Source organism: Sphingomonas psychrotolerans (assembly GCF_002796605.1).
Lineage (GTDB): Bacteria > Pseudomonadota > Alphaproteobacteria > Sphingomonadales > Sphingomonadaceae > Sphingomonas > Sphingomonas psychrotolerans.
In genome coordinates this window covers 3,555,540-3,567,810 of sequence record NZ_CP024923.1, presented here as the reverse complement: position 1 = coordinate 3,567,810, position 12,271 = coordinate 3,555,540, and the positions used below count along the sequence as shown (strand labels likewise).

Here is a 12,271-nt window from a genome sequence, read left to right as displayed (position 1 = left end):
TCATGGTCGGGGGGATCATCAAACTGTTGCTGGCGTTTGTCAGCTGCGTCGCTTTGCTGTGCGGCGTGCCGGCCTGTGCGCAGAAGGGCGTCGCCGGCGAGCCGCTTGAAGTCTGCATATTGCGCGACATCGGCGGCATGGATCCTGCCGCGCTGATCCACCAGCCCCGCCGTTTCGACTGCGACACCGAACAATATCGCTTCGGCCCAGGGGATTACTGGGTGATCTCGCAAGAGATCGATCGCCCTTCGCATCCCCATCTGCCGCTCAACGTTCGGGTAGCGAGCCTGTGGCAACAGTCGCTCACCCTCCAGATCCTCTATGCCGACGGCAGCATCGATGCGCAGACCACCGATGCCCGCGGCATAACCCCGCTGCTCCAGCTTGGCGCGATCGCCGAACACCCGCTCCCGGCGCGGCAGTCCAAAATCGTCCGCTTGCTCTGGCATGTCGAGGGCGCCGCCAATCTGCGCGGCATCCTGCTCGGCGCGCGCCTGTCCACAGCCGCCGAAAGCGCGCACGCGAATTTGACCATGGCGGCGCTCTACGCCGGCTTCGCGGGGCTCGCGCTCGCGCTGATCATCTACAATCTCGCTTTGTGGGGCGCGCTTCGCCACCGCTTTCAGCTCTATTACTGCCTGATGGTCGCGCTGCTGCTGGCCTATACCTTCTCGACTTCCGGCGCGCTCGCCTGGGCATGGCCGGAGATCGCCAACAACACCCGGCTGCGGACCAACTTCCTGCTGCTCGGCGCCACCGGCACCGCGGCGCTCGTCTTCGCGCGCAGCTTCTTCGAGGAGCGCATCTTCGCCGGTTGGCTCGGCCGCTACGCCACCATGGTGGGATTTGCGACGAGCGGGGTCGGCCTGTTCTACTTCCTCACTGCCCCCTTCGCCATCGGGCTGACCGACACCGCGTTCACCTGCTCGTTCATCGCATTGTCCGCTGCGGTCTTTCCTTTGCTGTGGCGCGCATGGCGGTTGCGCAGCAACTATCTCTGGCTGTTCGCCTTCGCCTGGGGCGCGCCTATCCTCACCGCCGCGCTCCGCGCGCTCGCCAATCTCCATTTGATCCGATGGGGATTCTGGATCGACAATTCGACGATTCTCGCGATGATGATAGAGGCGGTCGTCTCCTCGCTCGCCGTGGCATATCGCATCAAGCTGCTGCGCAGCGAACGCGACGATGCGATCGAGCGCGAAGTGATGATGCGCCGACTGGCGGACACCGATCCGCTCACCGGCCTGCTCAATCGCCGCGCCTTCCTGAATCAGGCGATCGGCCGCAGCGGCGAGCAATTGCTGCTGATCATCGATCTCGATCATTTCAAGCGAGTCAACGAAACCCTCGGCCATGACGGCGGCGACGAAGTGCTCCGCGTATTCGCGCGGATGCTGCGCACTTCGGTGCCGCAGGGCACCCTCGTCGCACGCATCGGCGGCGAGGAGTTCGCCATCCTCACGCCTGTGGACGCGCCGGTCGAGCCCGAAGCCGTGCTCGCCCGGCTCCGCCAGATGCGCATGCCGTTCGACATTCAGGTCACCGCCAGCATCGGCACGTGCCGCGGCACGCTGAACAGCGAAATCGAATGGAAAGCGCTGTACCGCATCGCCGATTCCGCATTGTTCGACGCCAAGTCGGCGGGGCGCGACCGCGTCCGCCACGCCCTGCGCGAAGCCGCCTGATTCGCTTGCCGCCCGCGCGCGGCGGGCCTATGCCCGGTCCGGGAGGAATGCGATGTTCAAGCGTAGCCGGACTTTTCTGATCGCCGTCGCGGCGGTGCTCGCATTCTTGATCCTGGCCTCGCCCGATCATCGCGCCGACATCCGCATCCTCGCGCATCGCCCCGGCGATCTCGCCCCGCAAAAGGCGCAGGCGATCGTCGATATCGGCCTCGCTTCGGTCTCGGTCCTCGTAACCTGGAGCAAGCGGCTCGGCTATTGAACGATCGCCGCAGCCTGCTTACACCCGTGTAAATGACCGACCCCGAGCACGTCTGGCGCACTGCGTTTCATCATCCCGGCCAATGGGATACGCGTTTCCCCCCCGCCACGATGGTCGACCTTTTCGAAGCGAGCGCCGCCGCGCATCCGCAGGCGCCCTTGCTCGATTTCATGGGCCGCAAATACAGCTATGGCGAGACCCGCAATGGCGTTCACCGCGTCGCCTGCGGACTGAGAGCGCTCGGCTACGGCCCCGGCGACCGGATCGGGCTCTTTCTGCCCAATGTCCCGCATTATGTCGCGGCCTATTACGGCATCCTCAAGCTTGGTGCGACAGTCGTCAATTTCTCACCGCTTTACTCGGTCGAGGAGCTGGCGGCGCAGGTCGCGGATTCGGGCACGAAGCTGCTCTTCACGCTTTCCGCTTCGGCGCTGCTGCCCACTGCGCTGAAAGTGCTCGAGCAGAGCGCACTCGAGCGTCTCGTCGTCGGCTCGGTGGCGGGGGCATTGCCCCCGGCCAAGTCGCTCTTCTATCGCTGGTTCAAGGCAAAGGAAGTCGCCGAGCGCCCCGATGATCCGCGCATTCTCGCTTTCTCGCAGCTGATCGCGAACGAGGGCGGCTGTGAGCCTGTGGCGCTCGATCCCGAACGCGACGTCGCGCTGATCCAATATACCGGCGGCACCACCGGTACGCCCAAGGGCGCGGTGCTGACCCATCAGAATCTTTCGGCCAATGCCCGGCAGGTCGCCCAGCTCGATCCCGATTTCGGCAAGACCCGGGATTCGATCCTCGGCGTCCTCCCCTTCTTCCACGTCTTCGCCAACACCTGCGTGCTCAACCGCACCGTGCTGACCGGCGGCGAGATCGTCATGCTGCCGCGCTTCAACGCCAAGCAGGCGCTCGCCGAACTCCGCCGCACCCGGCCGCGCTCGCTCCCCGGCGTCCCGACCATGTACCAGGCGCTGCTCGACGCGCCCGGCATGAAGGCTGCCGACTTCAGCTCGCTGCGCTACTGCATCTCGGGCGGCGCGCCGCTCTCCGCCCAGCTCAAGGAGGAATGGGAGCGTGTCACCGGCGCGCGCGTGATCGAGGGCTATGGCCTGTCCGAAAGCTCGGGCGTGGTCTCGACCAATCCCTATGAGGGGCTCAACAAGCCTGGCACGATCGGCCAGCCGCTCGCCGCCACCCGCGTCCGGCTCGTCGACAAGGAAGATCCCACCCGACCGCCGCCCCCGGGCGAGCCCGGCGAGATCGTCGTTTCGGGCCCACAGATCATGAAAGGCTATTGGAACCGCCCCGACGCCGACGCCGAGGTGTTCGTCGATGATCATTGGCTGCGCACCGGCGATGTCGGCACCATCGACGAGGATGGCTATATCCGCATCGTCGACCGGCTGAAGGACATGATCGCAGTCGGCGGCTTCAAGGTTTTCCCCAGCCAGATCGAGGCGGTGCTGTATCGCCACCCGGCGATCAAGGAAGCGCTCGTGATCGGCCTGCCCGACGCCTATCACGGCGAGCTGCCCCACGCGTATGTCGTGCTGAACGAGGAAGCCGATCCGATCTCGGGTCCCGAACTCTCCCTTTGGCTCAACGCCCAGCTCGGCAAGCACGAGCGCGTCAGCCAGGTGGTGATCCGCGAAAGCCTGCCCAAGACGATGATCGGCAAGCTCAGCCGCAAGGACCTGATCGCCGAGGTTTCCGCCTGAATCCTCCCCTCGCCGAGCGGGGGAGGATTTAATCCCCTGGCTTGCCCCCGCCGAACATCACCGCCTTCAAATTCATGAACTCGTGCATCCCCCACGGCCCCAACTCGCGCCCGTGGCCCGACAGCTTCACGCCGCCGAACGGCGCCTCCGGCGTCGAGGCGAGCAGCGAATTAACCGCAGTCATCCCTGCCTCGATGTCCCGCGCGAACCGCTCGATTTCCGCCTCGTCGGTCGTCCACACCGCGGATCCGAGCCCGTACGGCACATCGTTAGCCAGCGCGATTGCGGCATCGATGTCGTCGGCCTTGTACACCGCCGCCACTGGTCCGAAGATCTCCTCTTTGGCGACATCGCTCTCCGGATTGAGCCCCATCAGCACCCCTGGCGTCATCCACGCACCTTCACGCTCGATCTTCTCCGCGCCGAACAGCAGCTCCGCGCCCGCCGCCTTCGCCCGCGCGACCTGTTCCAGCACGGTGTCGCGCTGCTGTACGCTGGAAAGCGGCCCCATCACCGTCGCTTCGTCCATCGGGTCGCCGATCTTCACTGCCTTCATCCCTGCCGAGAATTTCTCCAGAAACGCGTCATAGACCTCGGCATGCACGATCATCCGCTTGGCGCAGATGCAGCTCTGCCCCGCATTCTGCACGCGCGCGGTGACCGCAGTCTTCGCCGCGAGGTCGAGATCGGCCGAAGGCATCACGATCAACGGGTCCGATCCGCCGAGCTCGAGCACCACTTTCTTGAGCGCCTTGCCCGCCGCCGCGGCGACCTTGGCGCCCGCGCCTTCGCTCCCGGTCAGCGTCACCGCCACCACGCGCTTGTCGGCGATGATGTCGGAGACCTTGTCGGATTTAATCGCGAGGTTCTGGAACAGCCCGTCGGGCGCTCCCGCGGCGCTCGCCAATTGCTGCATCAACGCCGCGCAGCCCTGCACGCTCGACGCGTGCTTCAGCAAGGCCACATTGCCCGCCATGATCGTCGGGGCGAGGAAGCGCACCACCTGCCAATAGGGGAAATTCCACGGCATCACCGCGAGCACCGGCCCCATCGGCAACCAGCGCGCGACAGCATGTCCGGTCGGGGTCTTGATCTCGGTCGGCTCGAGATAGCCGGGGCCATGCTCGGCATAGTGCCGGAACCCCGATATGCACTTCTCGACCTCGGCAATCGCCCCGGTGATCGGCTTTCCCATCTCGCGGACCGCCGTCTCTGCGAGGTGACGCTTGTTCGCCTCCCACTGATCCGCGATCGCCGAGAGCAATTGCGTCCGCTGCTCGAGCGGCGAATTGCGCCACGATTGGAAACAGGTTTGCGCCCGGCTCAGGGCCAGTTCCACGCGGTCGGCATCCAGTTCTTCGAAGCTGTCGCCGGCCTCGCCGCTCGCGGGATTGATGCTGTTGAACATGGCGCCGTCTCCTCGAAAACCCGGCCCCCAACATGTGGCGCGGTTCGGCGGTTGCAATCCCCGCCCGCCCTGCCGCATAGCGAGCGCATGGCAGACGAAGCGCAAATCGCGGAGCTCTCGTTCGAGGAGGCCCTCAAGGAACTCGAACGGATCGTGACCCGGCTCGAGAGCGGCGACGCCCAGCTCCAGGAGGCGATCGACCTGTACGAGCGCGGCGATCAGCTTCGCCGCCAGTGCGCCGCGCGGCTCGACGCCGCGCAGGCGCGCATCGAGGCGATTCGCACCGACGCGCAGGGCCGTGCCGTGGGCACTGCCCCCTTCGCCGCCGGCTGACCGGGTGGCGAGCGTGGCCGATGCGTCTCTCGCGCTCCAGGCGGCCCTCCGCCAGGTCTCCACCGAGATCGACCGCCAGTTCGATCTGCTGCTCGCGATCCCCGACGATCCGCGCCAGGGGCTCTACCGCGCGATGCGCCACGCCGCGATCGGCGGCGGCAAAAGGCTGCGGCCTTTGCTCGTGTTCGGCACCGCAGGCCTGTTCGGGGTCAATCGCAATGCCATCGCGCGCGTCGCCACTGCGCTCGAATGCATCCATGTCTATTCGCTGATCCATGACGATCTGCCGGCAATGGACGATGACGACATGCGCCGCGGCAAGCCCACCGTGCACAAGGCCTTCGACGAGGCCACAGCGATCCTCGCCGGCGACTGCCTCCACGCGCTCGCCTTCGAGATCCTCGCCGACGATGCCACCCATCCCGATCCGTTCGTGCGAGTCGAACTGGTCGGCGCGCTCGCCCATGCCTCGGGGCCCTCGGGCATGGCCGGCGGACAGATGATGGACCTCGAGGCCGAGAAAGCCAGCTTCGACTTGCCCACCGTCACGCGGCTGCAGGCAATGAAGACCGGCGCGCTGATCAGTTGCGCGGTCGAATCGGGCGCGATCCTCGGCCGCGTACCGCCCGAGGGCCGCACCGGCCTGCGCGGCTATGCCCGCGATGTCGGCCTCGCTTTCCAGATCGCCGACGACATCCTCGATGCCGAGGGGGATGAGGCGCTTGCCGGCAAGAAGCTGCGCAAGGACGAGGCGGCGGGCAAGGAGACCTTCCTCAGCCTGCTCGGCCTCGACCGTGCCCGCGAACAGGCGCGGCTGCTCGTCGATCAGGCGATCACCCACCTCAAACCCTATGGCGCCGAAGCCGACCTGCTTCGCGATATCGCCCGATACACGCTCGAGAGGGACCGATGACCATCCGCACCGGCGTCTATCCCGGCACCTTCGACCCGATTACCCGCGGGCATATGGACATCATCCGTCGCGGCGCGAAGCTGGTCGATCGGCTGGTGATCGGAGTGACCACCAATCCGTCCAAGTCGCCGATGTTCAGCATCGACGAGCGCATGGCGATGGTGCTGCGCGAAACTGTCGGGATCGAAGGCGACATCGAAGTGGTCAGCTTCGATTCGCTGCTCATGGATTTCGCCGAGCGCGCCGGCGCCAGCATGATCATCCGCGGCCTCCGCGCGGTCGCCGACTTCGAATACGAATATCAGATGGCCGGCATGAACCAGCAGCTCAATGACCGCATCGAGACGGTCTTCCTGATGGCCGACGTCTCGCTTCAGCCGATCGCGTCGCGGCTGGTCAAGGAGATCGCGCTCTATGGCGGCGCGATTCGCAAGTTCGTGAGCCCTGCGGTCGAGGTCGACGTCGCCCGCCGCGTGTCCGAGATCGGCCGCAAGGGCAGCTGAATGGCTGCCTTTCCGCGGCCACACCTTTGCTCTAGACCCTTCGCCGACAAGAAAATCCGAGTGGGGATATTGATGCGTTTCGTTGCCGCCCTGGCCGCTGCTGCCGCCATGCTGTTTGCCTTGCCCGCCACCGCGCAAAAGGGTCCGCCCGCCAAGCCAGAGATCGAGACGTTCAAGGGCGTCGCCGCCGATCCCAAGGCCGCCGTCGCCACTGCGGTTGCCGCCGACCCCGAAAATACCTGGGTGCTCGATCTCTCCACCGGCGGCCGGGTCACCATCCGCCTGCGCCCCGATGTCGCACCCAAGATGGTCGAGCAGATCAAGACGCTCACCCGCCGCAAATTCTACGACGGCACGGTCTTCCACCGCGTGATCGACGGCCCCGAGAACATGGCGCAGGGCGGCGATCCGACCGGCACGGGCACCGGCGAATCCGACCTTCCCGACGTCGTCGCCGAGTTCAATAATCTCCCCCATGTCCGCGGCGCCGTCTCGGCCGCACGGACCAAAGATCCTAACAGCGCCAACAGCCAGTTCTTCATCATGTTCGGTCCGCGGCTCGGTTTCGATCATGACTATACCGTGTTCGGGCGTGTGGCCGAAGGTATGCAATGGGTGGACAAGATCGAGCGCGGCGAGCCCCCGGCGAACCCGACCCGGATCGTTCATGCCTATATCGCGGCGGACAAGCCGCCGGCCTATCAGGCGGCACCGGTCGCCGCCCCGGCGCTGCCGGAGGGCGAGACCAAGGTCACGCTGCCCCAGTAAGTGCCAAGTAATATTTAAGTGAACGTCGACCTATTCGATTTCGAACTGCCGCCCGAGCGGATCGCACTCCGCCCGGCGAGCCCGCGTGATTCCGCCCGGCTGCTGGTGCTCGACGGCGCCGAAACGCGCGACGCGTGCGTGCGCGATTTGCCGTCGTATCTGCGCAAGGGCGACCTGCTCATATTCAACGACACCCGCGTCATCCCGGCGCAGCTCGACGGGCTGCGCGGCGAGGCGCGTATCGGCGCGACGCTCCACAAGCGCGAAGGGCCGCGCCGCTGGCGCGCCTTCATCCGCAACGCCAAACGCCTGCGCCAAGGCGACAGCGTGGATTTCGGCCACGGCGTCACGGCGATCGCCTCGGACCGCGCCGAGGACGGCAGCTTCGCACTCGACTTCGCCGGGACCGAGCCGGTCGAATTGCTCCTCGAACGCTGCGGCCGCATGCCGTTGCCGCCCTATATCGCCTCGAAGCGCCCCACCGACGCGCGCGATGCCGACGACTATCAAACCATGTTCGCCAGCCAGCCGGGCGCCGTCGCCGCGCCCACGGCCGCGCTCCACTTCACGCCCGAACTGCTTGCCGCCCTCGACGCCGCCGGCATCGGCCACGCCACGCTTACGCTCCATGTCGGCGCGGGCACCTTCCTGCCGGTCAAGGCCGAGGACACCGACGCGCACAGGATGCACGCCGAATGGGGCCGGATCGACGCAGAGACTGCTGATCGGCTCAATGCGGTCCGCGCCGCGGGCGGCCGGGTGATCGCAGTCGGCACCACAAGCCTGCGCCTGATCGAGAGCGCCGCCCGCGATGACGGCCGCATCCAGGCGTTCGAAGGCGACACCGCGATCTTCATCACTCCCGGCTATCGCTTCCGCGGAATCGACGGGCTGGTCACCAATTTTCACTTGCCGCGCTCGACCCTGTTCATGCTGGTATCGGCGCTGATGGGGCTCGATCGGATGCAGGCGGCCTATGCGCACGCCATTGCCACAGACTACCGCTTCTATAGCTATGGCGACGCCAGCCTTTTGCTGCCCTGAGAGGACGTCGATGCGCCTGTTCCTGTTGCTCGCCACCTTCGCCGCGACTCCCGCCCTCGCCCAGCAGGTGCCGGCCCCGCCGATCGTATCGGTCCCGCAGAGCCAGCCGGCCGCCACGGTGATGGCCGAGCCGGTCGCGATGATGATCGCGGCGTTCGATCGCGACGGCGACGCGAGGGTCAGCCGCGCCGAATTCGACGCAGGCCTCCGCCAGAGCTTCGACAGCATCGACACGCGCAGTGCCGGATCGCTCGGCTATATTGGCTTTTCCGACTGGTCCGAGCGCTGGCTCGGCGATCGCAACACCCTGCCCAGCCCGTTCGAGACCGATCGCGACGGCGACAACCGCATCACCTGGGACGAACTCGCCGCGCGTTTCGCCTTGCTCTTCGCGCGGTTCGACTCGAACAAGGATGGATCGCTCGCGCGCAGCGAATTGCTGACCCTGCGCCCCCAGATGTTCGATCGCGACCGGCGCGGGCGGCCCATGGGCAAGCCTGCCCGGTAACCGCGCCTCGCCTGTGTCAGGCGCGCGGTGCTTGATCAGAGCAGATAGCGCATCCGGATTTGCTGGATCCCGCCGTTCGGGGCGACCGCAAACCGTGCCGCATCGAAGCGCGGCGGGCCGAAGCGGATCGCGGGATTGCGCGAGAAGCCGAAGCCCTCGCGCGGGATGCCCAGCATGGTATCGAGCCTGGAATTGGCATTGGCATCGTGAATCACTGCGACGGCATAGTCACCGGGCGCCAGACCTTCGAAGCGGATGCGCGGCGCAGCGGCGGACAAGGTGCGCTTGATCCCGCCGCCGCTCTTGCAATCGGGGAAGGCGCCGACATCGGCGGTGAGGCACAGCTGGATCAGTCCCTTGCCCGAGCGCAGACCGGTGATCTCGATTTCAAGGCTGGCGAGCGGCGTCGCTCCGGGGAGCAGCGCGAGGCACAGCCCCGCGGCCGCGATGCGCGAAATCGCCGAGCCCCTTGTCGGTGCCGCACAGCCGGTCCCAGAAGCGAAAGTAGAGGCCATAATTGCATCCATAGAGCTGGTGGTGCCGCTGATGATGGCTCGCGGTGATCAGCCATCCGCCCAATGGCCCGCTATGCATGAACCGCGGGAAAATCTCCCAGCCCATATGATTGGTCACTCCCATAAGCGTCATGATGGTCAGCACCAGCCCCAGCGCGCCAACATGGATCGGGATCAGGAAGACGAGCAAAGGAATGACGATCGCGCCGGTGAGCGCCTCGACGGGGTGGAAGCTCATCGCCGCCCATGCGGTGGGCGGGCGGCTGGCATGATGAACGGCGTGGGCGATGCGGAACCAGCGCGGGCGGTGCATCAGCCGGTGCGTCCAGTAGAACCAGGCGTCATGCGCGCATAAATAGAGCAGCACCGACAATGGCAGATACCAGAGCGGCCATGCGGCGATATCGCTGTAGACCCGGGTCCAGCCGTGATTCTGCCAGCCCCACGCAACCACTCCGGCAGGAATGCCGTAGATCGCCGCGGAAGCGAGGCTCCAGCCGATCTCGCGGCGCACCTGCCGGTCGAGCCCGGCGTAGAGACCGGGATGCCGCAATCGCGTCGCGAGCGCGAAGGCGCCCGATGCGGCGAGATAGCGCAGCCCGACGATCAGCGTCATCGCCAGCGAGGAGATAAGGATGGCGAGGGCCATGGTCCCGCCTACACCCGCCGCCCGTTGGCGTCACCCGCCTTGCCAGGTCCGGACCGCCTCGATCGGCCAGACGAGCATCAGCACGTTGAGCGTCAGATTGTCGCGGATCAGCGCGAGCGTCATCAGCTCGAAGCCGATCGCCAATGCGATCGTCGCCCAGGCCGGCAGCTTCGCAGCGAGCCAGAAGCCGAACGCCATCCAGCCGATATCGCTCAGCGCATTGACGATGCTGTCGCCCGAATAGCCGAGCGCGATCGTCGCCTCGCGGTAGCGGTTGATGATGATCGGCGAGTTTTCGAGGAGCTCCCAGAAACCCTCGACCGTGACGGCGATCGGCAGCGCCCAATCCCGCGCCCTCCCGCGCAGCGCAAAATGCGCGGCGGCGTAGAACAGGAAACCGTGGATGATGTGGCTGAAGCTGTACCAATCGGCGAGGTGCTGGCTGTTCTCGTTCGACTGGACCACGCCGTGCCACAGCTTGATCGTCCCGCACGCGCAGATCGGTGGCCGGTCCATCGCCACCAATATCCCGGCCACCGCGAGGCAGATCAGCAACGCCGCAATCGCCGCGCGCCCTGGCACCCGCAGCGCGCTCAATTGCCCGCTCCCGCGATCAGGTCGACGCAATCGCGGACGACTTGCTCCAACTCCTCGCGCGATGCACCGGCACGTGCGCGAACGCTGAGCGAATGGAGCACCGAAGCCACCAGCCGGCCCTGCGCTTCGGGAGCCGGGCTGCCCGCCGCGGCGAGCAGCTCCGCGATGCGATCGTCCTCCACCTTCAGGAACGCGCCGACCTTTTCGCGGACCAGCGGATCCGAAGCCGCCTGCGTCGCCGCGGTGTTGATGATCAGGCAGCCTTCGGGTCCGTCGCTGCCGGTCAGATACAGGTTGATTCCGCCGAGCAGTAGCCGCTCGACCAGTTCGCGCGGCGGCAGCCGGGCCTCGCCGAGGCGGATCAACTGGCGCTCGACCCGCGCCATCAACCGCTCGATCGCGGCAATATACAGCGCACGCTTGTCGCCGAAAGCCGCGGCGAGGCTCGGCCGCGCCAGCCCGGTCGCTTCGGACAATTCGTCGAGCGACGTCCCTGCGAAACCAAATGTCCGGAAGCGCTCCGCCGCGCGCTGGAGCGCCTCGTCGGGATCGAAGCTGCGCGGACGTCCCCGCACTTTCGTGGGCATTTTATGCGAACCCGCAAATAATCTCTTGACCCGAACATTTCTATGCGAGATCGTATAGAAATCAAGGGAGGTTGGTCATGAAGCTCTATTTTCGTCCGTTCGCCTGCTCGCTCGCCGCGCGGATTGCGATTGAGGAGGCCGAGCTCGACGCCGAGTTCGTGGCGGTGCCGGCGGACGGCCGGCTGCCCGACGGTCGCCATTTCAGCCAGCTGAGCCCGATGGGCTATGTCCCCGCGATAGAGACGCGCGGCGGCTTCGTGCTCACCGAAGGCCCGGCGGTGCTCACCTACATCGCCGAGCTGGCGCCCGAAGGCTCGCTGAGCTTCACCGGCTTTTCCGATGCGCATTACCGGATGCTCGCCTGGCTCAACTTCATCAGCACCGAGCTGCACAAGGCGGTGTTTGCCCCCCTGCTCGGCAAGTCCGCGAGCCCTGAGGAGCGCACGGCTGCACTGACACGCGTCGCCAGGCCTTTCGATATGCTGGCTCGCCATCTCGAGGGCCGCGAATTTCTCGAGGACCGCTTCACCGTTGCCGATGCCTATCTTTTGAGCGTGCTAAACTGGTGCGAGCATTCGGGCGTGGCGATCGCCGACTGGCCGGTGCTGCTCGATTATCGCACCCGGCTTCGCAAGCGCCCTTCGGTCGCCAGGGCGATGGCCGAGGAATGGCCGCTGCTCAAAGCCGCCTGAGACAAGCTCTCGGGGGCGAGCCGCATCGCTCCGCTCCCGCCACACCTGCCCTCCCCGGCCTCGCGCCGGGGAGGGTTTTTGTTGGAACGCCCGGCCGCGCT

General features: G+C 66.3%; 15 protein-coding genes. 10 read left to right on the top strand and 5 right to left on the bottom strand.

Annotated elements, in window-relative coordinates; genetic code table 11:
• The first annotated feature begins 2 nt into the window (after positions 1-2).
• From CVN68_RS16285 to CVN68_RS16275, 3 genes are read left to right on the top strand one after another with little or no spacing between them, the layout of a single operon-like run.
• Positions 3-1,685, top strand: a complete 1,683-nt coding sequence (locus CVN68_RS16285; RefSeq protein ID WP_100283132.1) for a sensor domain-containing diguanylate cyclase — start codon at positions 3-5, stop codon at positions 1,683-1,685.
• Positions 1,686-1,737: 52 nt separating this feature from the next.
• Positions 1,738-1,944, top strand: coding sequence for a hypothetical protein (locus tag CVN68_RS16280; protein WP_100283131.1), 207 nt, complete (start codon positions 1,738-1,740; stop codon positions 1,942-1,944).
• A gap of 32 nt (positions 1,945-1,976) precedes the next feature.
• Positions 1,977-3,653: an AMP-binding protein gene (locus tag CVN68_RS16275; RefSeq protein WP_100283130.1), complete on the top strand. Its 1,677-nt coding sequence runs from the start codon at positions 1,977-1,979 to the stop codon at positions 3,651-3,653.
• A 28-nt stretch (positions 3,654-3,681) separates the two neighbouring features.
• Here the strand turns inward: CVN68_RS16275 and CVN68_RS16270 are convergent, their stop codons facing one another.
• Positions 3,682-5,061, bottom strand: coding sequence for an NAD-dependent succinate-semialdehyde dehydrogenase (locus CVN68_RS16270; protein WP_100283129.1), 1,380 nt, complete (start codon positions 5,059-5,061; stop codon positions 3,682-3,684).
• Between the two features lie 87 nt (positions 5,062-5,148).
• On the opposite strand from CVN68_RS16270, the gene CVN68_RS16265 reads away from it, so the two are divergent.
• From CVN68_RS16265 to CVN68_RS16240, 6 genes are all read left to right on the top strand, one after another.
• Positions 5,149-5,394, top strand: a complete 246-nt coding sequence (locus tag CVN68_RS16265; protein WP_100283128.1) for an exodeoxyribonuclease VII small subunit — start codon at positions 5,149-5,151, stop codon at positions 5,392-5,394.
• Between the two features lie 4 nt (positions 5,395-5,398).
• Positions 5,399-6,307, top strand: coding sequence for a polyprenyl synthetase family protein (locus CVN68_RS16260; protein ID WP_100283127.1), 909 nt, complete (start codon positions 5,399-5,401; stop codon positions 6,305-6,307).
• A 2-nt stretch (positions 6,308-6,309) separates the two neighbouring features.
• Positions 6,310-6,810, top strand: a complete 501-nt coding sequence (gene coaD, locus CVN68_RS16255; protein ID WP_199560313.1) for a pantetheine-phosphate adenylyltransferase — start codon at positions 6,310-6,312, stop codon at positions 6,808-6,810.
• Between the two features lie 72 nt (positions 6,811-6,882).
• The gene (locus tag CVN68_RS16250; RefSeq protein WP_233503389.1) at positions 6,883-7,578 is read left to right on the top strand and encodes a peptidylprolyl isomerase; all 696 of its coding nucleotides are present in this window, start codon (positions 6,883-6,885) and stop codon (positions 7,576-7,578) included.
• An 18-nt stretch (positions 7,579-7,596) separates the two neighbouring features.
• Complete coding sequence (gene queA / locus CVN68_RS16245; RefSeq protein ID WP_100283125.1) at positions 7,597-8,622, top strand: tRNA preQ1(34) S-adenosylmethionine ribosyltransferase-isomerase QueA; 1,026 nt, start codon at positions 7,597-7,599, stop codon at positions 8,620-8,622.
• 10 nt (positions 8,623-8,632) lie between these two features.
• A complete protein-coding gene (locus CVN68_RS16240) occupies positions 8,633-9,130 on the top strand; it encodes an EF-hand domain-containing protein (protein WP_100283124.1) in 498 nt (165 codons plus the stop codon).
• 35 nt (positions 9,131-9,165) lie between these two features.
• Here the strand turns inward: CVN68_RS16240 and CVN68_RS16235 are convergent, their stop codons facing one another.
• The 4 genes from CVN68_RS16235 to CVN68_RS16220 form a co-directional block, all read right to left on the bottom strand.
• Positions 9,166-9,501, bottom strand: a complete 336-nt coding sequence (locus tag CVN68_RS16235) for a DUF2141 domain-containing protein (RefSeq protein WP_233503729.1) — start codon at positions 9,499-9,501, stop codon at positions 9,166-9,168.
• A gap of 16 nt (positions 9,502-9,517) precedes the next feature.
• On the bottom strand, positions 9,518-10,294 hold the full coding sequence (locus tag CVN68_RS16230) for a sterol desaturase family protein (protein WP_100283123.1): 777 nt from the start codon (positions 10,292-10,294) through the stop codon (positions 9,518-9,520).
• A 30-nt stretch (positions 10,295-10,324) separates the two neighbouring features.
• A complete protein-coding gene (locus CVN68_RS16225) occupies positions 10,325-10,810 on the bottom strand; it encodes a DUF2585 domain-containing protein (protein WP_233503728.1) in 486 nt (161 codons plus the stop codon).
• 77 nt (positions 10,811-10,887) lie between these two features.
• Positions 10,888-11,478 (bottom strand): TetR/AcrR family transcriptional regulator, encoded by a 591-nt coding sequence (locus CVN68_RS16220; protein WP_100283122.1) that lies wholly within the window; start codon positions 11,476-11,478, stop codon positions 10,888-10,890.
• A gap of 77 nt (positions 11,479-11,555) precedes the next feature.
• On the opposite strand from CVN68_RS16220, the gene CVN68_RS16215 reads away from it, so the two are divergent.
• Positions 11,556-12,170, top strand: a complete 615-nt coding sequence (locus CVN68_RS16215) for a glutathione binding-like protein (protein ID WP_158298920.1) — start codon at positions 11,556-11,558, stop codon at positions 12,168-12,170.
• The last annotated feature ends 101 nt before the right edge of the window (positions 12,171-12,271 follow it).

Bases quoted from the DNA above. Each gene is read 5' to 3' on its own strand.
- CVN68_RS16280 (WP_100283131.1), top strand. From the start codon at position 1,738: ATGTTCAAGCGTAGCCGGACTTTTCTGATCGCCGTCGCGGCGGTGCTC.
- CVN68_RS16275 (WP_100283130.1), top strand. From the start codon at position 1,977: ATGACCGACCCCGAGCACGTCTGGCGCACTGCGTTTCATCATCCCGGC.
- CVN68_RS16250 (WP_233503389.1), top strand. From the start codon at position 6,883: ATGCGTTTCGTTGCCGCCCTGGCCGCTGCTGCCGCCATGCTGTTTGCC.
- CVN68_RS16240 (WP_100283124.1), top strand. From the start codon at position 8,633: ATGCGCCTGTTCCTGTTGCTCGCCACCTTCGCCGCGACTCCCGCCCTC.
- CVN68_RS16220 (WP_100283122.1), bottom strand. From the start codon at position 11,478: ATGCCCACGAAAGTGCGGGGACGTCCGCGCAGCTTCGATCCCGACGAG.
- CVN68_RS16230 (WP_100283123.1), bottom strand. From the start codon at position 10,294: ATGGCCCTCGCCATCCTTATCTCCTCGCTGGCGATGACGCTGATCGTC.
- CVN68_RS16285 (WP_100283132.1), top strand. From the start codon at position 3: ATGGTCGGGGGGATCATCAAACTGTTGCTGGCGTTTGTCAGCTGCGTC.
- CVN68_RS16225 (WP_233503728.1), bottom strand. From the start codon at position 10,810: ATGGACCGGCCACCGATCTGCGCGTGCGGGACGATCAAGCTGTGGCAC.
- CVN68_RS16270 (WP_100283129.1), bottom strand. From the start codon at position 5,061: ATGTTCAACAGCATCAATCCCGCGAGCGGCGAGGCCGGCGACAGCTTC.
- CVN68_RS16215 (WP_158298920.1), top strand. From the start codon at position 11,556: ATGAAGCTCTATTTTCGTCCGTTCGCCTGCTCGCTCGCCGCGCGGATT.
- CVN68_RS16265 (WP_100283128.1), top strand. From the start codon at position 5,149: ATGGCAGACGAAGCGCAAATCGCGGAGCTCTCGTTCGAGGAGGCCCTC.